The 25471-nt window shown below is 72.6% G+C and carries 18 protein-coding genes; 9 read left to right on the forward strand and 9 right to left on the reverse strand.

Features of this window, described 5'->3' with window-relative positions; genetic code table 11:
• The first annotated feature begins 62 nt into the window (after positions 1–62).
• Positions 63–596 carry a hypothetical protein gene (locus tag WMF20_RS37590; RefSeq protein WP_020739589.1) on the forward strand — a complete coding sequence of 178 codons (534 nt, stop codon included), beginning with the start codon at positions 63–65 and terminating at the stop codon, positions 594–596.
• A gap of 55 nt (positions 597–651) precedes the next feature.
• Here WMF20_RS37590 and WMF20_RS37595 read toward each other — a convergent pair whose 3' ends face one another.
• Entirely contained in the window at positions 652–1215 is a 564-nt protein-coding gene (locus tag WMF20_RS37595; RefSeq protein ID WP_129578801.1) for a biopolymer transporter ExbD, read from the reverse strand.
• Positions 1216–1942: 727 nt separating this feature from the next.
• Here WMF20_RS37595 and WMF20_RS37600 point away from each other — a divergent pair.
• On the forward strand, positions 1943–2812 hold the full coding sequence (locus WMF20_RS37600; RefSeq protein ID WP_437606603.1) for a helix-turn-helix domain-containing protein: 870 nt from the start codon (positions 1943–1945) through the stop codon (positions 2810–2812).
• A gap of 130 nt (positions 2813–2942) precedes the next feature.
• On the opposite strand, the gene WMF20_RS37605 is transcribed toward WMF20_RS37600, so the two are convergent.
• From WMF20_RS37605 to WMF20_RS37625, 5 genes are all read right to left on the reverse strand, one after another.
• On the reverse strand, positions 2943–3452 hold the full coding sequence (locus WMF20_RS37605) for a hypothetical protein (protein ID WP_437606604.1): 510 nt from the start codon (positions 3450–3452) through the stop codon (positions 2943–2945).
• Between the two features lie 410 nt (positions 3453–3862).
• Complete coding sequence (locus tag WMF20_RS37610; protein ID WP_437606605.1) at positions 3863–6094, reverse strand: family 1 glycosylhydrolase; 2232 nt, start codon at positions 6092–6094, stop codon at positions 3863–3865.
• Positions 6091–7212 (reverse strand): UDP-galactopyranose mutase, encoded by a 1122-nt coding sequence (gene glf, locus WMF20_RS37615; RefSeq protein WP_437606606.1) that lies wholly within the window; start codon positions 7210–7212, stop codon positions 6091–6093. Before glf ends, WMF20_RS37610 begins: the two co-directional genes overlap by 4 nt.
• Before the next feature lie 3 nt (positions 7213–7215).
• A complete protein-coding gene (locus WMF20_RS37620; RefSeq protein ID WP_437606607.1) occupies positions 7216–8355 on the reverse strand; it encodes a glycosyltransferase in 1140 nt (379 codons plus the stop codon).
• A gap of 253 nt (positions 8356–8608) precedes the next feature.
• The gene (locus tag WMF20_RS37625) at positions 8609–10522 is read right to left on the reverse strand and encodes a glycoside hydrolase family 2 protein (RefSeq protein ID WP_437606608.1); all 1914 of its coding nucleotides are present in this window, start codon (positions 10520–10522) and stop codon (positions 8609–8611) included.
• Positions 10523–11011: 489 nt separating this feature from the next.
• On the opposite strand from WMF20_RS37625, the gene clsB reads away from it, so the two are divergent.
• The 3 genes from clsB (at position 11012) to WMF20_RS37640 (ending at position 14311) form a co-directional block, all read left to right on the forward strand.
• A complete protein-coding gene (clsB, locus tag WMF20_RS37630) occupies positions 11012–12160 on the forward strand; it encodes a cardiolipin synthase ClsB (protein WP_437606609.1) in 1149 nt (382 codons plus the stop codon).
• Between the two features lie 115 nt (positions 12161–12275).
• On the forward strand, positions 12276–13115 hold the full coding sequence (locus tag WMF20_RS37635) for an AAA family ATPase (RefSeq protein WP_437606610.1): 840 nt from the start codon (positions 12276–12278) through the stop codon (positions 13113–13115).
• A 2-nt stretch (positions 13116–13117) separates the two neighbouring features.
• On the forward strand, positions 13118–14311 hold the full coding sequence (locus WMF20_RS37640; RefSeq protein ID WP_437606611.1) for a vWA domain-containing protein: 1194 nt from the start codon (positions 13118–13120) through the stop codon (positions 14309–14311).
• Between the two features lie 37 nt (positions 14312–14348).
• On the opposite strand, the gene WMF20_RS37645 is transcribed toward WMF20_RS37640, so the two are convergent.
• The 3 genes from WMF20_RS37645 to WMF20_RS37655 form a co-directional block, all read right to left on the reverse strand.
• Entirely contained in the window at positions 14349–15212 is an 864-nt protein-coding gene (locus WMF20_RS37645; protein ID WP_437617204.1) for a Uma2 family endonuclease, read from the reverse strand.
• Between the two features lie 82 nt (positions 15213–15294).
• On the reverse strand, positions 15295–15984 hold the full coding sequence (locus WMF20_RS37650; RefSeq protein ID WP_437606612.1) for a sensor histidine kinase: 690 nt from the start codon (positions 15982–15984) through the stop codon (positions 15295–15297).
• Between the two features lie 109 nt (positions 15985–16093).
• Positions 16094–19117, reverse strand: a complete 3024-nt coding sequence (locus WMF20_RS37655) for a TIGR03960 family B12-binding radical SAM protein (RefSeq protein ID WP_437606613.1) — start codon at positions 19115–19117, stop codon at positions 16094–16096.
• A gap of 148 nt (positions 19118–19265) precedes the next feature.
• Between WMF20_RS37655 and WMF20_RS37660 the strand changes: the two genes are divergently transcribed.
• From WMF20_RS37660 to WMF20_RS37675, 4 genes are all read left to right on the forward strand, one after another.
• Entirely contained in the window at positions 19266–19607 is a 342-nt protein-coding gene (locus tag WMF20_RS37660; RefSeq protein ID WP_129578815.1) for a hypothetical protein, read from the forward strand.
• 194 nt (positions 19608–19801) lie between these two features.
• On the forward strand, positions 19802–20839 hold the full coding sequence (locus WMF20_RS37665) for a YihY/virulence factor BrkB family protein (RefSeq protein ID WP_437606614.1): 1038 nt from the start codon (positions 19802–19804) through the stop codon (positions 20837–20839).
• Between the two features lie 194 nt (positions 20840–21033).
• Positions 21034–23064, forward strand: coding sequence for an ATP-binding protein (locus WMF20_RS37670; RefSeq protein ID WP_437606615.1), 2031 nt, complete (start codon positions 21034–21036; stop codon positions 23062–23064).
• Entirely contained in the window at positions 23061–25301 is a 2241-nt protein-coding gene (locus WMF20_RS37675; protein WP_437606616.1) for an ATP-binding protein, read from the forward strand. The genes WMF20_RS37670 and WMF20_RS37675 overlap by 4 nt, the downstream gene beginning before the upstream one ends.
• Positions 25302–25471: the final 170 nt, after the last annotated feature.

Genomic DNA, 25471 nt, shown 5'->3' on the forward strand with positions numbered 1-25471 from the left:
GCTAGGTTGTCCGCGTGTGGGTACGCCGCGCAGCCATTCGCCCCGTCCCCTCGTACGCTCAGGTGCCTGCGCGCGTCCTGTCCGAGATCGAGGATCAGCTCGCCGAGGATGACGACGACTCGCGCAAGCAGCTCGACGACGCGTTCACGCGCTTCGAGCAGACGCAGCCCGCGCTGGCCGACCGGATCTCCTCGGTGCTCTCCGGCCCGCTCGACGAGACGGCGCTCGCCCTCGGCTACTTCCTGACGCTGGCGATCTGGCTCGCCTTCGACGAGCTGTTCGGGCAGGACCTCGAGGAGGTCACCGAGACGGCGCTCACCGGCGTCGAGGAGTCGCTGAACCTGGACGAGCAGATCCGCCTCCACGACCCCGCGGAGGCGGTCGACTCGGACGACGTGATCGCGATGGAGCAGCCCGACGTCCTCGCGTTCGTGCAGGAGCACCTCGACGCGGCCCTCGAGGCGAACGCGCACGAGGTCGACGTCGACGACGTCCACGCGATCTACCGGGTGGTGCTGATCGAGGTGCTGGCGCTGAGCTACGCGGTGCGGCCGCCCTCGAACTGGGTGGCGCTCACGACGGAGTTCACGGCGTAGCGCCACTTGCCCGCCCCGCGCCGAGGACACCCTCGCCGGGGGCCTACGGTGGAGGTCAGCGCGCGGAGAAGGTGGCGAGGAACGCGGGCATCTCGACGCTGCGGCCGTCGTCGAGGAGGACCGTGCGGCGCGGGGCGTTGATGGCGTCGAGCACGGCGACGAGCTCGCGGAACGGCGTCTTGTCGTCGCTGTGGAGCACGGCCTGATCGGCGCGGCGGTCGCTCGGGGCGCGGTGCTCGCCGCCCCGCTCCCACTCGCGCTGGATGGCGTCGCTGAGCTCTCGATAACGGATCGCGCTGACCCCCGCCGCGCCGATCTCGACAGCATGCTTGGGGACGCTCACCTCGCTCAGGACGGTCGCCCCCTGCTTCCACACGAGGTTGAACCTGTCCTCGCCGACGTGGACGTGCATCGTCTTGAGAGGCTCCTTCTGGCACTCCTCGCCGCACCCGGCGGCGGCAGGGGCCTCTGCGCTGGTCTTGAGACGCGAGCTCGAGACCCACACGGCGGTGATCAGGAGAAAGGCGATGGTCACCATCAGGAGATCGATGAACGGAATCATGTTGATATCGCTGTTCCTCGCCCGCCTCTCGCCACCGCCCACGTCGACGCCCGCCATGGCTGCCTCCTTGTGTGTTCGTGCCGTCGCGATGTGCGCTCGTGAGCCGCGAAGCGCCCCGGCTCCGCAACCGCGCTGCGACGTGGGGAACAGAGGACGGCGCGCCCTGAATGTTCCTGGAACGCACCGGGCCGAGCGGCGCATCCGTGCGGAGATACAGCAACGGACAACCGCGGAGAGGCACAGACACGCCAGGCCACCCCGCATCGCCTCCGACAGCCGCCCCCCGGGAGGACGGACGATCGCGGGCGCGCTCGTTGCGCCGTCCACTATTTCGGAGGCGCATCATTTTGCCGCCTCTGCAAATACAGCGCACCGCATCATGAACGACCCATCGAACCGGGCGGCGCCTCAGGAAATTTTACAGAAACAACGTAAATAGTCGCTGAATTCGCGGCTTCTTCGCCGACACGGCAGGCTACGGATGAGATTGCCCGATGGCGTCATCACCATGACGCACCGTACCGTCATCGGCGCGTCATGACCGAGCTGTCCCTTGACAAACAATCCGTTATAACGGATGATAGGTCTACGGGTTGGAGGTAAGTCGGATGCGCCCCCAGAGTGCTCAAGTGATCGACTTGGAAGAGTACCGGCAACAGCGGCGGGTGGCTCGGAGCGAACGCGCGCTCGAGAACGACACGATGGCGTCGGGTAGCTCGTTGACCATGCCGGTCGCCCTCTGGTGGTTCCCCGTGTGGACGTGGATGCCGGTCTGGCAGCTGCGATGAAATCGGTCCGCCAGAACACGCCGCGCGCCCCCCTAGGGCTGATCGCCGGCGAGCGGTTCGAAGCCTCGTCGTCCGGGACGGGCTTCAAGAACGGGGTTGAAGCGCCCGCCGAGCGTGCGGAGAGCACCTCACCGCTCGCCGAGCCGCGCTCGCATCGCCGGCCGGACGACGCCGCCGACCTCGCGAGCGCCAACGCGAGCCGCGCGAAGGGGAACGGGGCGCCGAAGGAGCCGCCGCAGCGGGACGTGGACGAGACGTCCGACGAGGCCTGGGGCTACGAGATGGCCCCGCAGGACTCGTCCTCGGCGCTCACCGGCATCGTCGGCGCCAACCTGCGCCGCCTCCGGACCAAGCGCGGGCTCTCCCTCGAGCGGCTGGCGAAGGCGTCGAGCGTGAGCCGGGCGATGCTCAGCCAGATCGAGCTCGGCCAGAGCACGCCGACGATCAACGTGCTCTGGAAGATCGCCCGGGCGCTGGGCGTGCCGTTCTCGGCGCTGATCAGCGACCAGTCGATCGGCGGCACGGCGCTCATCCCGGCCGCGCGCGCCAAGGTGCTCACGTCGCACGACGGCTCGTTCACCTCGCGCGCGCTGTTCCCGTTCGACGTGCCGAGGACCGTCGAGTTCTACGAGCTCAAGCTCGCTCCCCTCGCCACCGAGCAAGCGGATCCGCACCCGCCGGGCACGCTCGAGAACCTCGTGGTGACGGCGGGAACGCTGGAGATGATCGTCGGCGCCGAGCGCCATCTGCTCGCGACGGGCGACGCGATCCTGTTCGAGGCCGACGTGCCCCACCAGTACAGGAACCCCACCAAGCAGGAAGTCATCATGTACCTGGTGATGACGTACGTCGAAAAGACCGGCTGACCAGAGCGAGCCGCCAGGGGGCCAGGAGCGCCGGGAGACGAAGGATCTCCTGGCGCTCCTGGCGTCCTGTCCATCGGTTCGTGCTTGCCCGGCGCCGGAGAGCGTCAGGCGCTGCGCCAGGGGCGCGCGATCATCGGTTCATGCTGGCGACGTTCGAGCCGCCCATGTTGCTCGTGCCGCTCGCGCCAGAGCCCATGCTCATGCCGGTGCCCATGCACATCATCATCGGCATGTTGCCGCACATCAGCATCATCGGCATGCCCATGCCCATCATCTTCATCATGGCATCACAGCGCTGGCGCAGCATGTCCATGTTCATGCCATCCATGGGCATCACCTTGCAAACCATCCCCTCCTTATCCATCTCACAGGTCATCCGCGCCATCATCGGCATCTGACCCATCATCTGAGGCATCATCATCTGGGGCATCATCCCCATCATCTGAGGCATCATCCCCATCATCTGAGGCATCATCATCTGGGGCATCATCATCTGAGGCATCATCCCCATCATCTGAGGCATCATCATCTGGGGCATCATCCCCATCATCTGGGGCATCATCATCTGAGGCATCATCCCCATCATCTGAGGCATCATCCCCGTCGACCCCGTCATCGGCATGCTCATCATCGGCATCATGGCGTTTCCTCGAAATTTCGTGGTTACGTCTGCGTTCTAGGCTAGGCGCCGGCGAAGGTGGGAGCAAGCAATGCCACCGGGCCGCTCCACTTTTCCTCCGGTGGAGCAGACGTGCTGACGCCCTCGACAGATGCCGCGCCAATGAAACAGAGAGTCATCTGTCGACACCAGACGCCCGGGCACACGAGCGCTGAAGGCGATCGAGGCCGCAAGGCAAGCTCATCCGTGACGCCTCGCACCGATCGATGGCCGACGAGCCCTGGACACGCGCTCACCGCACGGGAGAACGCGGAGAGCCACTGCCGGCTCCTCACTATCCGACCCAAGGTGGTCGCGGACACGGTTCCGCTTTCGCCCGACGACCCACGGCGCCTGTCACCGACGGCGGGAGCCCGAGCTTTCGTCCCGGCTCAAGCGGCCTGGCGGCCGATCTGGGGCTCGGCCGCGGTCGAGAGGTATCGCGCGAGCGCATCGTCGAGCGCGGGGAGCAGGAGCCCCCGCCGGCTGCCCAGCGCGCTGTACCGCGGGCGCGGCGCGACGAAGCCGAGCGCGCTGCCCGGGCAGCGGACGAGGAGCGCCGCGGGAAGGCGCGCCAGCGCGGCGCTCCGCGCGGCGAGCTCGGCCCACGTCACCGCGTCGCGGTTCGACAGATGCCAGAGGCCGCCCTCGCCGTCGATCAGGAGATCGAGGGTCGCGTCGACGAGATCGGGTGTGTAGGTCGGCGTCACGATCAGGTCCTCGGCCGCGCTGAAGGGGCGGCCGTCACGAAACGCGCGCAGGGCGGCGGCGATGAAATGGGCCTCGTCCCACGGGTCGATGAAGGCCGCCGTGCGCACCACCAGCGCCGTCGGGAGGATCGAGAGCACCTGTCGCTCGGCAGCGGCCTTGCTCCGCCCGTACGCGCTGAGCGGCCGCGCCGAGTCGGTCTCCACATAGGGTGTCGTGCCCGTGCCGTCGAAGACCTGATCGGAGGAGAACGTGACGAGCCGGATGCCGCGCTCGCGGCACGCCGCCGCGAGCACCGCAGGCCCGGAGGCGTTCTCGCGCGCGCAGCGGTCAGGCTCGAGCTCCGCGTCGTCCACGCGCTCATAGCCCGCGGTGTTGACGACCGCCCACGGCGCGTGGCGCTCGAGGGCGCGCTCGACCGACGCGGGATCGGCGATGTCCATCTCGGCGCGGCGCAGCACGCGGTGCGGAAGCCCTCGGCGGGCGCACAGGCGCGCAAACGCCCTGCCGAGCATGCCCGCGGCGCCGGCGATCACGATCGGCGGCCCCTCGGGCTGCGCCGTCGGGCCGCCGGACGGCTCGACGCTCCCCGCGCCGTCGCGCTCCTCCACGCTGACCGCCGGATAGAGCAGCCGCTCCGGGCGGCGCCACCACCCCGGCGCCGAGAGCACCGGGTGGAAGAAGGGCTCGCCGCGCGCGAGCGCTCGGACGAGCCCGGCGAGCGCGGTCGGACGCGGCGCCTCGCCGCGGACGTCGAAGATGCCCGGCTCGTAGCGCCCGCGCGCGCTCATCACGAGGCTGTCCCAGTCGAACGAGCCGAGCAGCGCCCACACGGTCATCGCCCGCACGTCCGCGCCCGCCGCGCGCGCGGCCACCGCCGCGCGGTGCGCCTCGGCCAGCCAGCGGAGCTGCTCCTCGCGCGAGCCGCCCAGGTGCGCCTCCGTGATCGCGACAGGCCGCCGGTAACGCTCCCAGACCTCCAGGAGGCGCGGGAGATGCCCGCCCACGCCCCCGGCGAGCACGCGGACGGCCTCGACGTCGGCGTAGGCGTGCCGGCCGTTGCCGCCGTGCGCCCCCGGCGGGTAGCGCTCGAGGCGCTCGTCGATGAACCGCTCGCTCGTGATGTAGTAATTGACGCCGAGGATGTCCGGCGGACACGGCGACGCGACGAGCGCCTCGAGCTCGCCTTCGGACACGCCCCACTCGAGGAGCTGGGGATAGAGCGGGTGATCCCGGTCCACTCGCCCCGTGAGCAAATCGAAGCTCAACCACCTGCGGTGATTCTCGTGCTGCGCCTGGTACGCGAGCAGCGGCGTGCTGAACGTCCGCCCGAGATCCTCTGTCTGCACGAGGCGCGCGCGCGGGTTGATCTCGCGGACGGCGCGCATGGCCGCGGCGATCGCGCGGCACTGCGTGAGGAGCGCGCGGAGGAAGGCGCGGCCATCCTGCCCGTGCGGGTACCAGTGGCCATAGAGGCCGGAGAAGCGCGCCGTGGTGAGCGGCTCGTTCACCGGCGTGTAGTCCTCGATCCACGGGTAGCGCTCGGCCACCGCGCGGGCGAAGCGCGCGAGCCCCTCGACGAAGCTCGGGTCGAGGAGGCTCGTCCGGGGCGGCCCGCTGCCGTGGTGGACGAGCCCCACGATCGGCCGCACGCCGAGGTCGCGCAGCCTCCCGAGGCGCGCGTCGGCCCACGCGAAGCGCGCGCGGCCGTCCGGCGCCGTGCGCTCCCAGAGCACGGGGTACCGCAGCGCCCGGATCCCGAGCTCGGCGAAGCGGTCGAGGTCGTCGAGCCGGCGCGCGTGGCCGCTCCAAACGAGCTGATCGTGGTACGCGTCGCGGACGCGGTTCACCGTGCACTCGACGCCGCCCCAGAGCTCGATCGCCGGCTCGCCGCCCTCGCCGGCCGGCCCGATCACGCCGCCTCCGCGAGGGGCCGAGTGCCAGGCGCGCCCGTCAGCTTCGCGTAGAGGGTGAGGGCCTGGGCGACGACCTGATCCATGTTGTAGTAGCGGTACGTGCCGAGCCGGCCGGCGAAGTGGACGCCGCGCGTCGACCGGGCGAGCTCCTCGTACTTCCGGTAGAGCGCCGCGTTCTCCGGCCGCGGCACGGGGTAGTACGGGTCGCCGTCGCCCTTCGGGAACTCGTAGACGATCGTGGTCCTCGGGTGCGCCTGGCCGGTGAGGTACTTGAACTCGGTGACCCGGGTGTAGCTGTACTCGTTCGGGTAGTTGATGACCGGCGCCGCCTGGTACACCTCCTGGTCCTTGGTCTCGAACTTGAATTCGAGCGAGCGGTAGGGCAGCTTCCCGAAGCGGTAATCGAAATAGGCGTCGACCGGGCCCGTATAGATGACCTCGCGGTGCGGGATGACAGCGCAGATCTCGCGGTAATCGGTGTTGAGCAGGATCTTGATGCCCGGGTGGTCGACCATCCGCTCGAACATCCGCGTGAACCCGTGGAGCGGCATCGCCTGGTAGGTGTCGGCGAAGTAGCGGTCGTCCCGGTTCGTTCGCACCGGGACGCGCGCCGTCACCGAGGCGTCGAGCTCCGACGGGTCGAGCCCCCATTGCTTGCGCGTGTAGCTGCGGAAGAACTTCTCGTAGAGCTCGCGCCCCACCTTGCTGACGATCACGTCCTCCGAGGTGCGGATGCGCTCGCGCCGCTCGGCCCTCGAGGCGAGGAAGCCCTCGACCTCCAGCGCGTTGAGGCTCAGGCCGTAGAGGCCGTTGATCGTGTCGAGGTTGATCGGGATCGGCAGGAGCTGACCGTCGACCCAGGCGCGCACGCGGTGCTGGTAAGGGCGCCACTCGGTGAACTGCGACAGGTAATCGAAGACCTCCCGCGAGTTCGTGTGGAAGATGTGCGGCCCGTACCTGTGCACGAGGATGCCGGCGGCGTCGTAATGGTCGTACGCATTCCCGCCGATGTGCATGCGCGCGTCGCAGAGGAGCACCTTCTTCCCCGCGCCGCGGGCGAGCCGCTCGGCGAGGACGCACCCGGCGAAGCCGGCGCCGACGATGAGGTAATCGAACATGGCTCACCTCGCCGCCGCGGCCCGGCCGCGGCGCTCCAGGGCGCCCTCGAGGAGCCGCTCCATCCTGGCCCAGGTGGCGTCCCACGAGCGCTGCCCGAGGAGGTCGTCCACGCGCGCGAGCAGCGCGCCGCGCTCCTCGGCGACGGCCGCCTCCACGGCGGCCACGAAGTCGCGGGGCGCGTCCGCGATGCGCACCAGCCCGAGCTCGCCGTAGGGGTGCACCACGTCGCGGATCGACGTCGAGACGACGGGCCTGCCGCCGGCCAGGTACTCCGGCGTCTTCGTGGGGCTGATGAACCGCGTGGCCTCGTTCCGGGCGAAGGGCAGGAGCGCCACGTCCCAGCCCCCGAGGTACGCGGGCAGGTCTTCATACCGCTTCTGCCCCAGGACATGGATGTTCGGCGCGCGGGGCAGCGTCGCCGGATCGATCTTGGCCACGGGCCCCACCAGCACGATCTGCCAGGCCGGCCGCAGCGCGGCCACGGCGGCGAGGAGATCGAGGTCCATGCGCTCGTCGAGGACGCCGAAGAAGCCCAGGCGCGGCCTCGGGATCGCGGCCTGGTCCTCGGGATCCGCGCGGGAGGCGGCCCGCGCGCGGGCGAAGTGCGCGACGTCGACGCTGCTCGGGAACGCGTGCACGCTCGGGTGCAGCGCGCGCTTCGCCTCGTAGAGGCTCGCGCCGCCGGCGAAGACGAGATCGGCGCGGCGCAGGAGCTCCGCCTCGCGCTCCTTGAGCGCCGGGGGCGCCCCGGCGAACGCCGAGAGCTCATCCATGCAATCGTACACGATCGCCGCGGGCGCGAGGTGCCGAGAGAACGAGAGCGCCACCGGCGTGTAATACCAGAGCACGCAGTCGCTGATCGCGTGGCGCTTCATCATGCCGTCGAGGAGCTCGCGTTGCATGGCGGAGGCCCGGGGCGGCGCGGCGCCGGGGGGGAGGTGCGGAGTCGCGACGCAGAGGCCCTGGTGCTGGGTCGCCGTCTCCTCGAGGCGCGCGGGCGCGCCGTCGAACACCGGCTCTTCGAAGAAGAAGACCCGGCGCCGCCGCGCGCAGCGCGTGAGCAGGTGCTGCGGCCTCTGAAACACGAAGCTGAAACGCAGGTGCGAAAAGCAGATCACGTCCGGCTGCGGTCTCGCGCTCATCGGTCCCTCCCGCTCGCATCTCGGTGTGCACCTGGGTCGCATCCCGGGCTTCAGACAAGCGCTATTCAAGGAGCATGCCCGCAAGCGCGCCGCGGCGCGGCGTCAGCGCTCCTCGCGCGGAGCCGCCGCGCGATTGCCGGGCGAGGGCGTGTCCATGTCGAGGAACGGGCCCGAGACCCCATTGCAGCTGGACGAGATGGGGGGGTCGGCCCACGCGCGGCAGCGCTCCAGGCCGGCCGGCGCCCCGGCGCGGCTATCCGCCGTCCTCGACCAGGGGATCGAGCACGCCCTCTTGCCGAGGCCCCTCGCGTCCTCGGAGCTCCAGGTAGTCGGGCTGCGGGTACCCGGCGACGCGGCCTCGCGTCGCGGCGGCGATCTCGTGGAGCGGGAACTTCGGGGTTCGATCCGCGTAGAGAAGCCCGTTCGCCTCCTGGTACGTGTCGGCGAACTGCGTGTAACAGAAGCCGCTGAGCAGCTCGACCGAGCGCACGGCCGCGAGCAGGCTCTCGTAGGCCCGGGCGAACGACCTCGGGTCGTTGTAGAGCGAATAGCCCCAGATACCCGGGGTGCCCTGCCGGAGCGCGATCCCGCCGAACTCCGACAGGACGATCGGGAGGTCGCTCACCCCGCGGTGGCCGTCGAGCACGAGGAGGCGCCCGCCGGGGCGCTCGCGCTGGAACAGCCGGGGCCGGACCTCCTCGGCGTGGTAGCGCCGCGCGATCCGCTCCGCGTCGGCGTCGTAGTCGTGGATCCCGATGATGTCGGTCGCGACGCTCTCCCAGCCGTCGTTGCCGACCACGGGGCGGGTCGCGTCGAGCGTCTTGGTGAGGTGGTAGAGCGCCTCGACCCAGTGGCGCTCCCGGGCGTTGTCCGGCAGGTTCGGCACGCCCCAGGACTCATTGAACGGCACCCACGCCATGACGCAGGGGTGGCTGTAATCGCGCTCGATCACGTCCGTCCACTCCCGCGTGAGGCGCTCGACCGACTGCGCGGTGAAGCGGTAGGCGCTCGGCATCTCCTCCCAGACCAGCAGGCCGAGCGTATCCGCCCAGTAGAGATAGCGCGGGTCCTCGATCTTCTGGTGCTTGCGCACGCCGTTGAAGCCCATGGCTCGCGCGAGCTCCACGTCGCGCCGGAGCGCGTGATCGTCCGGCGGCGTCATCCCGGTCCCGGGCCAGTAGCCCTGATCCAGCACCATCCGGAGCGGGAGCGGCCTCCCGTTGAGCACGACGCGATCGCCCTGGATCGCGATCGAGCGCAGCGCCGTGTAGCTCCGGACGCGGTCGAGCACCTCCCCGTCCCGGCCGAGGAGCTCGAGCTCGGCCTGGATCAGGATGGGGCACTCGGGGCTCCACAGGAGGTGGTTCCGGAAGTCGTCGATCCCCGGATCGGAGAGCGCGATGCGCCGGTGCGCCTCGCCGGCGACGATGGCGTACGTGTCGTCGGCGAGCAGCGCGTCGTCGCTGTGGAGCCGAACCCTGAGGCGCAGGTCGTCGCGCCGCTCCCCAGCGATCCTCACGTAGCAGTCGATCTCCCATCGCGTGAGGCTCGACGCCCAGCGCACCGCCCCGATCGACGTCCTCGGCACGCGCTCCAACCAGACGGTCTGCCAGATCCCGGTCGTGCGCGGATACCAGATCGAGTGCGGCTCTCGCTGCCAGTCCTGCTTGCCGCGCGGCTTCGCCATGTCGGAGGGGTCGTCCTCGGCGCGGACGACGATCTCCTTTGCCCCTTTCGCGCCGAGGACGTCGGTGATGTCGACGCTGAACGGCGTGTAACCGCCGACGTGGCGCGCGACCACGCACCCTTCCACCCAGACGGTGGCCTCGTAGTCGACGGCGCCGAAGTGCAGGACCAGCCGCTCGCCGTCGCGGAGGTCGGGCGCCTCGAACGTCCGCCGGTAGAAGCAGGCGCAGTAAAACCCCATCTCCCCGACCCCGCTCTGCTCCGTCTCCGGCGAGAACGGGACGTCGATGACGCGATCCCACACGACCTCGGCGGGCCTCCTCCACCTCGCCTGCGGATCGAGCGCGAACGCCCATGTCCCGTTCAGGGAGGTCCACCCGGCGCGCCGGAGCTGCGGCCTCGGATATCCGTGCGCGCGGCCGCCCGCGCTCGACAGCTCGTCCTCCGCGGCGTGTCGCTCCTTCGCTCGCCTCGGTGCCATCGCGTGACGCCTCCTCCCTCCGCACGAGCCGCCGGACCGAACCGTGGAGTCGCGGCGCTCCTCGCCAGGCGCTGGATGATGCCCGTGCGCACGGCGCAAGTCCAACCGCTCCTCATCAAATAAGCCCGTCGCATCGCCCGGCCTATCGGCACCATCGACCGGATATCAAAGCAAACTCCACATTTCCTGTTCACGCCGACCTCCTTCTCTCAACACGATCACCCCGCCCGCTCGTCACCACGCTAGTTCCACCCACCAGGAGTCCTGACCAGGGATCCGGAGAGAGAGAGAGAGAGAGAGAGAGAGAGTTCAACGCAAAGGCGCAAAGGCGCAAAGACGCAAAGAAAAAGGCACAAATATTCATGCATTTTTGCGTCTTTGCGCCCTTTGCGCCTTTGCGTTAAATTTCTCTTCGCTCGCGTGGCACATCCCTGGCCCGCCCGCGCTATCATCGCGGCGCCTCGCCCGAGCAGCCCGGCCCCTCGCTGCATGTCCTCGCCCCCTCCCGCGTCCACCGCGCCCGCCTTCGCCGAGATGACCGTCGGCGCCCACCGGCTCGCGCTCCTCAAGGACGGCGCCCAGACCTACCCGGCCATGCTCGAGGCCATCGCCCGGGCCCAGCGCACGATCTGCCTCGAGACGTACATCCTGCGGGACGATCGCACCGGCCGGCGCTTCGCCGAGGCGCTCATGGAGCGGGCGGCGGCGGGCGTCGAGGTGAGCGTGCTCTTCGATGCCTGGGGCTCGTCCGTCTCGTCGTCGTTCCGCGACGGGCTCCGCCGCGCCGGCGTCCGTCCCCTCGCCTTCCGCCCCCTCGAGCTCTCGGCCCCCTTGGGGAAGGTGGCCCGCCGCGACCACCGCAAGGCGCTCATCGTCGACGGCTCCGTCGCCTTCACCGGCGGCCTCAACATCTCCGACGACTACGCCGCCCCGGAGGACGGCGGCGCCGGCTGGCGCGACACCCACCTCCGGCTCGAGGGCCCCGCCGCGGCCGAGCTCCAGTACTTCTTCCTGCGCACCTGGCAGCGCGCCGGCGGCGCCCCCACCGACGATCAGCGCTACGGCTACGCCGAGCGCAGGCCCGACCCCGCCGTCCAGATCATCAGCAACGACCTCCCTCGCCGCAGGCACCGCCACGGCATCCGCGACGCCTACCGGCACGCCATCGAGCGCGCCCGGCGCCGGATCTTCATCACCAACGCCTATTTCCTGCCGCCGCTCCGGGTCATCCACGCGCTCTCCGCCGCCGCGCGCCGCGGCGTCGACGTCAGGATCATGGTCGCCGGCACCACCGACGTGCGCGCGGTCCTGCTCGCGTCGCGCACCATCTACGGCCACCTCCTCGACGCCGGCGCCCGCATGCTCGAGTGGCGCGGCCGCGTCCTGCACGCCAAGACCGCGGTCATCGACGGCGTCTGGTCCACCGTCGGCTCCACGAACCTCGACAGCCAGTCGCTCCGCATGAACCTCGAGGCGAACGCCGTCATCTCGCACCGCGGGTTCGCCGGCGCCATGGAGCGGATGTTCGCCGACGACCTCGCCCACTGCCGCGAGATCACCGCCGCGCACTGGGCCCGGCGCCCGCTCTGGGAGCGGGCCGCCTCGTGGACAGCCTACCTCGCGCGCGACTGGCTCTGACCCCGGCGCGCTCGTTCGACGACGTACCACGTCGTTCCACGTCGTTTCACGTCGTTCCACGTTTCGCCCGGCCCGCGCGCCCCGCCGCGCTCGCCGGCGGGTGCTATCGTTCGGTATGTCCGACTTCCGCCGCTTCCGCGGCACCGAACGCTACCTCACCAACGAAGCGCTCGAGGCCGCCGTCAACTGCGCGCTGGTCCTGGAGCGGCCGCTCCTCGTCAAGGGAGAGCCCGGCACCGGCAAGACGCTGCTCGCCGAGGCCATCGCGCAGAGCCTGTCCGCCGAGCTCATCCCCTGGCACGTCAAGAGCACCACGCGGGCCCAGGACGGGCTCTACGTCTACGACACCGTCCAGCGGCTCTACGACGCGCGCTTCGGCGACGGCGACGTGCGCGACATCCGCCGGTACATCAAGCTCGGCCCCCTCGGGAGGGCGTTCAGCGCCGACAGGCGCGTCGTGCTCCTCATCGACGAGGTCGACAAGGCCGATCTCGAGTTCCCGAACGATCTCCTCCACGAGCTCGATCGGATGCGCTTCCGCGTCGCCGAGACCGGGGACGAGATCGTCGCCCGGGAGCGGCCCGTCGTGATCATCACCAGCAACAACGAGAAGGAGCTGCCGGACGCCTTCCTGCGCCGCTGCGTCTTCCACTTCATCGATTTCCCGGAGCCGGAGCTCATGCGGGACATCGTCCGCGTCCACCACCCCGAGCTCGATCGGGCGCTGGCCGATCAGGCGATGCAGGTCTTCTACGAGATCCGGAAGAACACCCGGATCCGGAAGCGGCCCTCGACGAGCGAGCTCATCGACTGGATCGCCGTGCTGCGCAGGGCGGGCGTGAGCGAGGTGAAGCTCGACAAGACGCTGCCGTTCCTCGGCGCGCTGCTCAAGAAGGAGCAGGACCTCGCGGCCCTGGCCGATCAGCTGGCCGGCGGCAAGCGGTACCGGTCGTAGCGATGTTCGTCGAGTTCCTCTACGAGCTCCGGGCCCGCAAGGTCCCGGTCGGCGCCCAGGAGGCGATCGGCCTCGCGCGCGCGCTCGCCGCGGGCCTCCACGAGAGCTCGCTCGACGGCTTCTACCACGTCGCGCGGGCGCTCCTGGTCCACTCCGAGGCGCACCTCGACGACTTCGACCTCGCGTTCGCCCAGCACTTCCGCGGCGTGCACGTGGAGGCCAAGGCGATCGCGGAGGAGCTCCTCTCGTGGCTCCGGGATCCGGTCAAGATGCGCGCCCTCTCCGAGGAGGAGAAGGCGATGATCGAGGAGCTCGACCTCCCGGAGGTGCTCCGGCGGTTCGAGGAGCGCCTCCGCGAGCAGCGGGAGCGCCACGACGGGGGGAACCGGTGGATCGGGACCGGCGGCACGTCGCCGTTCGGCCGCGGCGGGTTCAACCCGAGCGGCACCCAGGTCGGCGGCTCCGCGGGCGGGCGGAGCGGCGCGGTGCAGAACGCCGACGCGCGCCGCTACCGGCCTTACCGCAGCGATCTCACGCTCGACGTGCGCCAGATCGAGGTGGCGCTGCGCAAGCTGCGCGCCTTCGCGCGCGAGGGCGGCGAGCGCGAGCTCGACGTCGAGGCGACGATCGACGCGACGGCCAGGAACGCGGGCGAGATCGAGATCGTCACGCGGCCCCCGCGCCGGCCGAACACGCGCGTGATCCTGATGATGGACGTGGGCGGCTCGATGGATCCCAGCGCCGCGCTCGTGTCGCAGCTGTTCAGCGCGGCGAAGCGCGCGACGCACTGGAAGGAGCTGAGGAGCTACTACTTCCACAACTGCGTCTACGAAAAGGTCTACAAGACCGAGGGGCTGCAGGAGCCCGTGCCGGTGCGCGAGCTCCTCCGCGAGTGCGGCAAGCAGCACAAGCTCGTGATGGTCGGGGACGCGTCGATGGCACCGTACGAGCTGCTCGGCTCGTCGGGCTACGGCGGCGCCTCGCTCGACGCCGACGCGCGGCTGCCCGGCGTCGCCTGGCTGATGATGCTCCGCGAGCATTTCGACCGCGCCGTGTGGCTGAACCCGGACGGGATCGGCCCGTACCCCCACCCGACCATCGACGCGATCAAGGGCATCTTCCCGATGTTCGCGCTCACGCTCGAGGGCCTGGGAGAAGCCGTCTCCGAGCTCGTCCGCGGCCGCGGCCGCGGCTGAGCCGGCGCGGCGCGCGGGCGCGGGTCGACGGGGCGCGTCAGCGGGCCGCGCGCCTGAACACCTCGGCCGTGGTCGACGCGACGAGGGCGCGGTCGAGCCAGCCATCGAGCTCGCGCTCGCTCCTGCACGACGCGATCTTCGCCGCCGCCGACTTCGTGAGCCGCAGCCCTCGCCGATCGAGGACGCGCCGCAGCGCGTCGCGCTTGCCCTCGAGGATCCCTTCCTCGCGCCCCTCTTCGCGCCCCTCTTCGCGCCCTTCCTCGCGCCCCTCTTCGCGCCCTTCCTCGCGCCCCTCTTCGCGCCCTGCAGCCAGCACGGCGTCGAGGTCCTCGTAGCCGCGCCGCTGGAGCAGGTTGGTCAGCGTGGCCTTCTCCGCCTCGCTGCGATCGTAGAGCGCCTCGACCGGGAACGCGTTCTTCAGGATGCCCGGCGCGCTCAGCCGCTGCCCGGGGAGCACGACGCGCATCTTCCGTCGGGGCTCGTGCACCTCGACCCGCCGTGGACCGTTGAGGCGCACCACCCACACGAGCTTCGTGCCGGCCGCGAGCAGGTCGCCGATCTTCTCCGCGAGCTCCTCCTCGTCCTGCCCCACGTCGGCGTACTCGATGGCGAGCTCCGGTACCCCCTTCACCCAGCCGGGCCGGTCCGGCACGTTCCCCACCGCCACGTCCGGCGCCCGGAGCGTGCCCGGCCCCAGGGAATAACCCGTGTCCACGCCCGCCTCCTTGACCGCCGGATCCCAGCCGACGACCGAGCTGCCCAGGTGGTTCGGCCCGGAGCCTCGCCCGCCCGTGGGGGCGCAGTACACGGGGTGGCCGTTCGACAGCTCGTACGGATCGCCCGAGCGGAGGTGCTCCGGCCGAAACGGGCCGCGTTCCGCCGGACGGCGCCTGGCCTGCATGGACATGAGAGGACGATAGCACGCGGGCGGCGCGCCCCGGCGAGGCGGCGCTCCCGGCCACGGGCCCGGCCGGCGCCCCCGGCTACTGGTTCGGCAGCCACATGCGGAACGCCGTGCCCTTGCACCGGCCCGTCGTCGCCGTGATGTCGCCGCCGTGCGCCTCGATGATGACCCGGCTCAGCGCGAGCCCGAGGCCGGTCCCCTTCACCTTGGCGGTCACGAGCGGCTCGAAGAGGTGGTCGACCACGCAGGGGTGGACGCCGGGGCCGTTGTCCTCGACCTCGAGGTACGTGCGCTCGTCGCCTCGCCACGCGCGCGTGACGATCGAGCCGCCAGGGGCGTTGTCGAGCGCCTCGATGGCGTTGAGGTAGAGGTTCGAAAAGACGCGCTCGAGCAGGATGGGATCGCACAGGAGCGTGAGGTCGGCCGGCGCGACGGCGACCTCGAACCGGACCGCCGTGGGCAGGACCAGCGCGTGCCGGGCGCTCTCGATGAGCTTGCCGACATGCGCCGGCTCGCGCCGCAGCGGCTCGCCGCGCGCCAGCCCGAGGACGCTGCCGATGACCTCGTGCGCCTTGCGGATCTCGCACGTCACCCGGTCGAGGTGGCGCAGCAGGCGAGGCCGATCGTCGAGGTCGCGCTGCGCCAGGTAGAGCGACGACTCCGCGACCGCGAGGGCGTTGCGCAGCTCATGGGCGACGCTCGCACCAACCGCTCCCGCCGCGGCGAGGCGCGCGGCGCAGCATTCGGTCTCGTGACCCTCTTTTGCCATAAAGCGGACCGCAGCGTAGCCGATCCGCGGGCGATCGCCCGCGCGCTCCGCGGGCGACGCTGACGACGTCACCCGGAGGATCTTTGCGGTGCGACCGTCCCGGGCTGGCTCACTCGGCGTCCGCGGCGAGCGCGAGGGACGGCGCCGGCGCCGGGGCCGATTTGACGCGGCGCGCCCGCTCGAGGTCGAAGAGCGAGAAGCGCTCGCCCGCGGCGGCGCCCGACGGCGCGGCGCGGCCGAACAGCTGAAGCCGCACGGCGCGGTGCGGCGGCGGCGTGATCGCGCCCGGCGCCTCCCCGGGCTCGCCCGCGATCACCGCCGCGACCTCGGAGGATTTCACCGCCCCCGAGCCGCGGATGTCGACCTCGACCTCGAGGGCGACGAGATCGCCGACGAGCCCCGCTTGCGCGAGCGCCGAGAGCACGTCGGGCCCGCCCACCTCGGCCCGCACCAGGTACTGGCGCACGTCGACCATCTTCGCGAGCCGCTCGATCTCCCGGCGGATCGGGAGCGACGCGGCCGAGAGGGCGGCGCTGCAGCGGGCCGCGAGGACCGCCTCGGCGTCGGCGCCGATCGCCGAGCGCGCGAACGCGAGCGCGTAGCGCGCGCCGGCGATCAGCTTGCTCAGGGCGGGGTCTTCCGGGCCGAGCTTCACGGCGCCGCGGAACACGAGCCCGCGGGGGCTCGCGGCCGACATCGAGGCGACGAGCGCCTCGAGCGCGGCCGGGTCGAGCTCGCGCTCGAGGCGGAGGTCGACGTACTCGTCGAGGCTGATGACGCCGAGCGAGAGCGCCGGCGAGAACGTCATGTCGGGCTTCGGGTGGAAGCCCGCGGTGTAGGTCATCGGCGCGCCGACGCGCCGGAGCACGCGCGGCAGCTCGCGCACGACGTCCAGATGGCCGAGCAGCGCCATCGGGCCGGTCTTCTCGAAGCGGAAGCGGTAACGGAAGCCGCCGCGCCCCTTCGGCGCAGGCGCGCGCGGCTTCGCGCGCGGGGGCGCCGCGGTCTCGGCGCGGGCCGGATCCTCGGCGCTCTCGCGCGGGAGCTCCGCCTCGCCGGCGGGCGGGGACTCCGCTTCGACGAGGTGCGCCGGCTCGGCGGGCGAGCTGGCGGCGGCGGCGGATGGCGGCGCGGCGTCTGCCGGCGGCGAGGCGGCCGCGTCGGTGAGCACCGGCAGCGAGCGCTTGTGGGCGCCGAGCCGGTCGAGGAAGGTCAGCCGCTCCTCGCGCATCTGCGTCATGTCGCAGGCGACGCCGCAGTCGTAGCAGACGAGCCGCCGCGTATCGGCGCTGGCGTCCTCGAGGTTCGTGTGGTGCACGAACGTGCCGGCGACCTTGCCGCACGGCGGGCTGAGGCGGCTCTGGAGCGCCTTCCTGTACTCCCGCGCGAGGAAGCCCTCCTCGAGGCCGACGTCGATGTGATCCCACGGCAGCCGCGCCGTCACCGGGAGGGTGCCGAGGTACCTCGCCCGGTCGACGCCGAAATGCGAAAACGCCTCCTCCCACACGGACAGCTTGAGCTGATCGTCCCACGAGTCGAAGCGGGCGCCGCTGCGCCACGCGCGCTCGAGGACGTCGGCGAGGGGGCGGTCGCCGCGGGCGAAGATGCCCTCGAGGACGCTGGCGTGGGCCTCGTGCGTCTTCAGCGTGACGGCGCGGTACGGCCGCACCGTGTCCTTGAGCAGCTGCTGCTTGCGCCCGACCTCGGCGAGCGTGTCCATCGCCGCCCACTGGAACGGGGTGTGCGGCTTCGGCACGTGGGTCGAGACGCTGACGGTCACGTCGACCGGCTTGCCCTTGCCGGCCGCCCTCCGCCCGGCGCCGGCCGCGCGGGCGCCCGTCTCGACGATGCCGCGCACGTCCTCGTCGGTCTCGGTCGGGAGGCCGATCATGAAGTAGAGCTTCATCTTGCCCCAGCCGCGGCTGAACACGCGCTCGGCCGTCTCGAGGAGCTGCTCCTCCGTGACGTTCTTGTTCACGACGTCGCGCATCCTCTGGGTCCCCGCCTCGGGCGCGAAGGTGAGGCCCGTGGCGCGCACGCGCTTGAGCTCGTCGAGGAGGTCGGGCTCGAGCCCGTAGGCGCGCAGCGACGAGACGCCGAGCGAGATGCGCTCCTTCGTGAGGCGCTCGGTGACCTTCTTGACGAGCGGCGAGATGCACGAGACGTCGGCCGTCGACAGCGCCGTGAGCGAGACCTCGTCCTGGCCGGACCTCTGCACCGCGCGCATCACGGTGTCGACGATCTGCTCGGGATCGCGCTCGCGGACCGGGCGGTAGATCATGCCGGCCTGGCAGAAGCGGCACCCCTCGGTGCAGCCGCGGGCGATCTCGATCGACATGCGGTCGAAGATGGCCTCGGGGCCGCCGGTGGGGCTCTCGTCCGGGAACGGGTATCGGTTCAGGTCGACGAGGGCGCGGTCGACGGGGAACGGGATGCCGTCGACGAGCGGGCGGTCGACGACCTCGAGGCCGGTGTCGGGGTCGAGCCGGGTCGCGTAGAGCGAGGGCACGTACACCGCGCCGAGGCGCGCGATCGCGATGAGCCGCTCGCGCCGCGGCACGCCCTCGCGCTTCAGCCGGGTCCACGTGAGGGCGACCTCGGTCGCCTTCTCCTCGCCGTCGCCGATGACGAGGGCGTCGAGGAAGGGGGCGATCGGCTCCGGGTGGGTCGCCGTCGGGCCGCCCGCGATGACGATCGGGTCGTCCTCGCCGCGGTCGTTCGCGCGCAGGGGGACGCCGCCGAGGTGCAGCATCGTGAGGATGTTGGAGTAGGTGAGCTCGAACTGCAGGGAGAAGCCCACCACGTCGAAGTCCCGGAGCGGCCGCGCCGACTCGAGCGAGACGAGCGGCAGCCCGCGCTCCACGAGCTGCGCCTCCATGTCGACCCACGGCGCATAGCAGCGCTCGGCCAGCGTGCGCGGGTCGTCGTTCAGGAGCTTGTAGAGGATCTTGAAGCCGAGGTGGCTCATCCCGATGTCGTAGACGTCGGGGAAGGCGAGGCAGACGCGCGCCTCGACCGACGCCCAGTCCTTCACGACCGAGCCGACCTCGCCGCCCGCGTAGCGCGCGGGCTTCTCGACCTGATCGAGAAAGGAGGCGTACGGGTGGTCGGCGAGCAGGGGGAGGCTGTCCATGGCGCCCCGGCGCGTAGCATGGCCGGCGCGCGGCGGCACCCGCGGGCCCTGGGCTCCGCGCGCCCGCCCGCCGTCGCGTCCGGCGGCGGCGCCGGGGTCGCCGCGGGCCCGGAGCGGCGCCGCCGCCGGCTTGGGCTATGCTCACCCCGTGCGCGAGCGGGATGCCCACCACGTGGAGATCGATCGGCAGCGGCTCGTCGAGTACCGCGATCCCAGCGAGTTCGACCGGATCGCCTTCGCGATGCGCGCGCTGGACCGCCTCCGGCCGAAGCGGATGACCGTCGCCGTCTACCCGGCTATCGCCGCGCTCCGCGTCGAGCGCGGGAGCAACCTGCAGCGCGGCGAGGGGGGCTCATGGGCGATCGTCGGCATCCCGCCGCACGCGAGCCGCGAGCACATCGCCTACGCCCTCGCCGAGCTCGCCGGCGTCGAGTCGGTGCCCTACGCGGTGCAGAGCCTCCTCGCGGCCGACAGGAACGCCGAGGCCTAGGCGCCGCGCGGTCGTCACGCGCCCGTCACGCGCTCCAGCGTGTGGGACTGCCCCGCACGGACGCCGGCGCCCTGCGCCCTCGGCCCGCGCCTCCGGCTGCGGTGCCGGAAGTTGCCGCTGTCCCGAGATCGCCGGGCCTCTCCCGCGCGGCGGATGGTATTGCGCCCCGCACCCGGGAGAGCGACGCTGCGCCCGTGCCATCTGCGATCCGGCGACACATCGAGCGCCACCGCGCCGCGAAGGCGGTGTGGAGCGTCATCGTCAGCCTGGACCGGCACAACGGGCCGCGGGCCGCGAGCGCGATGGCCTTCGACGCGTTCCTCAGCCTGATCCCCCTCGCCGCCTTCGCCGGCTACGTGCTCAGCCGCACCAAGGAGTGGTCGGACCTCGTGGTGCAGCCGCTCCTCACGGCCGCGCCCCCGGAGGTCGCGAACCTCGTCTCGGAGGAGCTCTTCCGGCTCTCGCAGTCGTCGGCGGTCGCCCCCATCAGCATCACCGGCTTCCTCTGGATCACGTCCTCCGGGCTCTCGACCGCCATGGGCGTGTTCGACACCATCTACAACACGCGCGAGCGCCCCTGGTACGTCCGCAGGGCGATCGCGGCGGCCTGCGTCATGGCCAGCCTGGCCGTGGTGCCCGTGGTCGCCGGCGTCGGCGTGCTGATCGGCTCGCTCTCGGGCTCGATCGGCGCCCGCATCGTCGCCTTCGCCCTCCCGGCCGGGCTCGTCACCTGCATGGTGGCCGCGTTCTTCAGGCTCTCGATCCAGCGCCCGAACATCGAGCGGCGCCGGGTCTTCCCGGGCGCGGTGCTCACCGTGGTGCTCTGGTCGGCCGTGTCGACCCTGTTCTCGCTCTACGTCGCCACGCTCGGCCGCTACGCCACGTTCTACGGGAGCCTCGCGACCGTCGCGATCTTCCTGTTCTGGCTGTGGCTCCTGGCGCTGGCGCTGCTCATCGGCGGCGAGCTGAACGCGCGCCTGGAGCGCGAGCGCGCCGGGGTGATGTCGATCCCGCCCCCCGGCAAGTGGAGCGCGCTGGGGCTCTCCGAGCTGGCCCAGCTCGCCGACCCCGCCCAGAGCCCCACGCCGCTGCCCCAGAGCGCGACGCCGCTGCCCCAGAGCGCGACGCTGCCCCAGAGCGCGGCGCAGCGCCGCGACGCTCAGGGCGAGGCGGACGAGGGCGAAGAGCGCGGCGCCCCGAGCTCGCCGCCGCAGCGGCGGGCCGCGGGGTAGCGGGCCCCGCCGCCCCCGGCGGCCGCGCGCTGAAGGACGGACGGTCGCCGCCCGACGGCTCGGCTCGGCACGGGCGGTGAAAGCTCCGCCGATCGTTCGCCGCTCGGCGCTCACTCGGCGCGCATTCGCACGGTGGGTGCGCGCACTTCGCGCAGGGGGATGTCGAGGGCGGGCGTGAGGGGGAGCAGTCGAGCGTGCACGCGCACTACGGAGCCGGGGGTGACGGGGGCGGCAGCCGGCGCGCCGCGCCTCCGAAGGGAGACGCCGGGCTGTACTTTCTGGGCGCGCTGCACGAGCTCGTCGCCATCGGCCTGCACCGCCCGGCCCTCGACGCGCTCTGCGCAGGGCAGCGCGACATCGCCGAGCCCCCCATCGACCGCGCCTACCTGATCAAGATCCTCGACGAGGAGATCTCCCGCCAGTTCGGGCACCCGCTCCGGCCGCTGATCGAGCTCGTGCTCAACGCCGCCGACGCGGCCCGCGCGCCGCAGCCGCTCGTCGACGTCGCCGTCATCGACGGGCGCGTCGACGTCAGCGACACCGGCGCCGGCATGGGGCTCCGGGCAATCCTCTCACGGCTGCTCATCCCGTTCGCGACAGACAAGCGGCCCGGCATCGATCTCGGCCGGTTCGGGGTCGGGTTCTTCTCGGTGCTCGGCCTCGGGCTCTCGGACCCGGAGAGCTTCAGCCTGCACCTCACCACCGGCGACGGCATCGAGGGGTGGGCGATCCGCGTCGTGGCCTGGCCCAGCCTGGGCGACGCGGGCGGCGCGCCCGAGCTCGCCCCCGACGAGCCCGAGCGCGCCCGCGGCCGCGCGTCGCCCGAGCTCACCGCCGCGCTGATGTGCTCGGTCCGCCGCATCGCGCCGCTGCTCGGCACGCGCGTGCGGGTCACGTCGTCGCTGCTCGAGGCGGGCGCGGTCCGCGCTTACCTGCGCGACGCGCTCCACTTCTTCCCCGCGGGCCGCGCCCTCGTGCTGCTCGACGGCGCGGCCGTGAACGACGGCCGGCTGATCTCGGGCGGGCGGCTCGTCGAAGAGCGCATCGCGGCCGCGCCGGCCGCCGGCGCGGACGACCCCCCCGCGGCGAGCGGCCCGCGCCCCGCCGCCGCGAGCGGCTCGCCCCCCGCCGCCGCGAGCGGCCCGCGCCCCGCCGCCGCGAGCGGCCCGCGCCCCGCCGCCGCGAGCGGCCCGCCCCCCGCCGCCGCGAGCGGCTCGACCGCCGAGGAGGCGCGCGCCCGCCTCGCGGAGGGGCGCGACGGCGCGCTCGTCGCGCGCTTCCACGTCGGCGGGCGGGGGCTGCTCCCGAGCATCTCGGCGGCCACCTTCCACGCCGGGGTCAAGGTCGAGGCGTGCCTGGCCCTGGCCGAGCTCGCGCTCATCGACTTCCCGGCCGCCGTGGAGCTGACCGAGGGGCGCGACGCGCTCAAGGTCGGGCCGGCGTTCACCGCGGCCGCGACGGCGTTCTACCGGCGGCTCATCCAGATCGCCGCGGAGAGCGGCGAGGGCCGGCGCGCGCGCGACCGGCTCGCCGAGATGGCCGCGCAGATCAGCGCGCTGATGCTGCAGTCCGCGGGCTGGGACGAGGTGGCCCTCGAGCTCGCGGGCGCCCTGCTCGGCCCGGGGCGCTGCATGGTGAACCCCGAGCGGCGCGAGGCGCTGCTCGGGTTCCTCGGGCCGAGCGTGGCCGACCGGCTCTTCGTGCCCGAGAGCTTCTGGGCCGAGCGCGAGTGGCAGCCCCACCTGCCCGGCGAGCGCGAGCTCCTCGAGGACGAGCTCGAGTTCGACCCGCCGGAGACGCTCGCGGCCCTGACGCGGCGCCGCGGCGATCTCGCCGGGCTGCCGCTGCTCGTCGCGCGCGCGGTGAGCCCACACACGACCATGGTCACCCTCTGCCGGGGCCGGCCCCAGGCGGGCGGCGGCGCGAGCGCCGCGGCGCGCCGGGCGCCGGGCGCGCTCCCGTCCCCTGGCGCGCCGGCGCGGCGCCCGGCGGGCCCGCTGCCGTGCCTCGGCACGCGCCGGCTCCTGCTCATCCGCGACGACAGCGCGGCGGTGCGGTGGCCCGCGGGCTGGTGCGACCGGTACGCGCTGCGGGCCGCCTTCGACCGGGCCTCCGGGGTGCGCGAGGCCGATCTCGAGCGCGATCTCATCGTCGGCGAACCCGTGGACGGGGCGGCCTGCGCCGCGCTCCGGCCCGGCGAAAGGACGTCCGGAGGCGATCCATGACCCAGATCTCGTACGGGCTTTTCTCGGAGCTGCTCCTCGTGCGGATCCACGGGCGCGCCGAGGCCTACCTCCAGGCGACCAGCGCGGAGCGCCTCGCGATCGTCGCCGCCTGCCGCAGCGAGGCCACGGTGCCCGACCTCGCGCAGCGCATCCTCTCGCGCACCATCTACGCGCAGGCGTCGTCGCGGATCGGCCCGCTCCGCGAGCTGCTCCAGAACGCGCTCGACGCCTCGCCCCCCGGCGCCCGCATCGACGTCCGCTCGACCGAGGACGGGCGCGAGATCTCGGTCGCCGACCAGGGCCGCGGCATGAGCCGGACCGAGCTCCTCGCCGACCTGCTCGTCCCCTTCCGGAGCGGCAAGGCGGGCGAGCCCGACGCGATCGGCGAGCACGGGATCGGCTTCTTCTCGGCGCTGGAGATCGCGCCCTGGATCGAGGTGGTCACGGCGACGCCCTCGGGCGGGCACCGGCTGCTCGTCGCGCCGCTCGGCGCGGGGCCGCCCTACGAGGACTTCTCGTGGACGCTCCTGTCCCTGCCCCGCTCCTCGGCCGCGCCGCCGCCCGGCCTCCCGGGCGCCGCCGCGCCGCCGCGCCGGTCGACGACGGGCACCTCGGTGCGGCTCTCGCTCGCGCAGCCGATCTCGCGGCCGGCGCTCGCCGCCGAGGTGGCCGCGGCGGTGGGGCTGGTCGACCCGGCCGTCGCGCGGCTCTACGTCGACGGCGCGCTCGTCAACACGGCGCGGGCGCGCCTCCGCCGCGCCGCCGAGGTGCCGCTCCGGCTCCCGCCGTCGGGCGAGCTCTGCGGCGCGATCGAGCTCCTCGTGGGCCGGGGCGACGGCGTCGAGCCGCAGCTCACGATCACCCAGAAGGGGCTCACGGTGGCGGCGCGGATCGACCCCTTCCCCGGCCCCGAGCTCGGGCTGCACCGGGAGCTCGCGCGCGCGATCACGGCGGCCGGCTTCGGGCTGGTCGCGGAGCTGCCGCTCGCGGTGCCGCTCAACAAGGGCCGCTCGGCGGTCGCGGCGAGCGCGTCCACGGCCGTCGAGGCGGCGCTCGTCGCCGCGTTCGAGCGCTTCGTCCTGCGCGACGCCCTGTACGACCGCGAGCTCTTGCGCGCGGTGGATCACCGGCTCTCGTCGGTGCTCGACCGGCTCGTGCAGGCGGCGCTGCTCGGCGAGAGCGTCACGATCGCGTCCGCCCAGACGGTGGACGAGCTCGATCCGAGCGCGCGCACCCCCACGGTGGCGGCGCCCGAGCAGGTCATCCGCTTCGCGAGCGGGCTGCTCGACGCGCCGCTCTTCCGGTCGATCGTGGTCGACGCCGGCCCGCGGCCCCCGGGGACGGCGCTGTCCTCGCTCCTCGGCCCGCTCCACGCCCGGAGCGCGCCGCTCACGCTGCGCGAGCTGCTCAAGGCGCACCGGGACGGCGTGCTCCGCCCGCTCGATTCCTCGCCGCCCTCCCCGCCGGGGCACGCGCGGAGCGCCGTCCGGGCGCCGCTCGGCGGCGCCGCGGCGCCCGAGGCCGCCGGGCGGGAGGCGCCCGGCGCGCGGCCGGGGGAGCTCGTGTACCTCGCGATCGACGAGCCGCTCGCGCAGGCGTTCTGGCGGCGGCTCGCGACCGAGGGCGCCGCCTCGCCGCCGCTCGCCGAGGCCGCCGCGGCGGCGCCGCAGCGCGCGGCGAGCGCCGCGCCGTGCCCGATGCCCCGCACCTCGCGCGACGCGCTCCTCTCGATCGCGGCCGAGGTGCCGGGCGTCCGCGCCGTGGCCGCGGCCATGACGGTCATCGAGCGGCTCGACGCGGCGATCTCCGAGGCGGCGGACCTGCCGACGTCGCCGATCTGGGTGCACCAGGATCTCTACGGCCCCGACGAGATGGCGCACACCGACGGGAGCGGGATCAGCGTGAACCTCGCCTCATCGCGGGTGCGGACGCTGCTCACGGCGGTGCTCCTGCGGGACGACGCGGCCGCGTTCACCGCGCTCACCGATCTCCTGCTGCACGAGAAGACGCACGTCTCGCTGGCGAGCTACGTCCCGCGCCCCACGGCCGAGCACGGCACGAGCTTCTACCGCCGCAAGGACTGGATGCGCCGCCGCCTGCTCGCCGCGATCGCGAGCGGCGCGGTCGCCGACCCGATGCGCTGGCTCGCGGTGGCGCGGCGCGGGCTCGCGAGCGCGGCGCTCCCGTCGCCGACGGAGCTGTCGCGGGCGTTCCAGTCGGCCGCGGCGGCGGCGTGAGGGACGGGCGGGGGCGGCGGGGGAGCGGCGCGCGCGGGGGAGGCGTTCAGCGCGAGCCGGGGGCTGTCCGGGGGCGCCGGGGTGAATTGAAATTCAGGCTGTCCGGAGCCTCGGGGTGAATTGGAATTCAAACCGGAGGCTGTCCGGAACCTCAGGGGTGAATTGGAATT

The organism is Sorangium sp. So ce834 (assembly GCF_051521425.1).
GTDB classification, from domain to species: Bacteria; Myxococcota_A; Polyangia; order Polyangiales; family Polyangiaceae; genus Sorangium; species Sorangium cellulosum_D.

What these genes read in the sequence shown, in the direction of transcription:
- WMF20_RS37595 (WP_129578801.1), bottom strand. Translation starts at nt 1,215, where the DNA reads ATGGCGGGCGTCGACGTGGGCGGTGGCGAGAGGCGGGCGAGGAACAGC.
- WMF20_RS37635 (WP_437606610.1), top strand. Translation starts at nt 12,276, where the DNA reads ATGTCCGACTTCCGCCGCTTCCGCGGCACCGAACGCTACCTCACCAAC.
- glf (WP_437606606.1), bottom strand. Translation starts at nt 7,212, where the DNA reads ATGTTCGATTACCTCATCGTCGGCGCCGGCTTCGCCGGGTGCGTCCTC.
- WMF20_RS37640 (WP_437606611.1), top strand. Translation starts at nt 13,118, where the DNA reads ATGTTCGTCGAGTTCCTCTACGAGCTCCGGGCCCGCAAGGTCCCGGTC.
- WMF20_RS37600 (WP_437606603.1), top strand. Translation starts at nt 1,943, where the DNA reads ATGAAATCGGTCCGCCAGAACACGCCGCGCGCCCCCCTAGGGCTGATC.
- WMF20_RS37650 (WP_437606612.1), bottom strand. Translation starts at nt 15,984, where the DNA reads ATGGCAAAAGAGGGTCACGAGACCGAATGCTGCGCCGCGCGCCTCGCC.
- WMF20_RS37645 (WP_437617204.1), bottom strand. Translation starts at nt 15,212, where the DNA reads ATGCAGGCCAGGCGCCGTCCGGCGGAACGCGGCCCGTTTCGGCCGGAG.
- WMF20_RS37655 (WP_437606613.1), bottom strand. Translation starts at nt 19,117, where the DNA reads ATGGACAGCCTCCCCCTGCTCGCCGACCACCCGTACGCCTCCTTTCTC.
- WMF20_RS37605 (WP_437606604.1), bottom strand. Translation starts at nt 3,452, where the DNA reads ATGATGCCGATGATGAGCATGCCGATGACGGGGTCGACGGGGATGATG.
- WMF20_RS37625 (WP_437606608.1), bottom strand. Translation starts at nt 10,522, where the DNA reads ATGGCACCGAGGCGAGCGAAGGAGCGACACGCCGCGGAGGACGAGCTG.
- WMF20_RS37620 (WP_437606607.1), bottom strand. Translation starts at nt 8,355, where the DNA reads ATGAGCGCGAGACCGCAGCCGGACGTGATCTGCTTTTCGCACCTGCGT.
- WMF20_RS37675 (WP_437606616.1), top strand. Translation starts at nt 23,061, where the DNA reads ATGACCCAGATCTCGTACGGGCTTTTCTCGGAGCTGCTCCTCGTGCGG.
- clsB (WP_437606609.1), top strand. Translation starts at nt 11,012, where the DNA reads ATGTCCTCGCCCCCTCCCGCGTCCACCGCGCCCGCCTTCGCCGAGATG.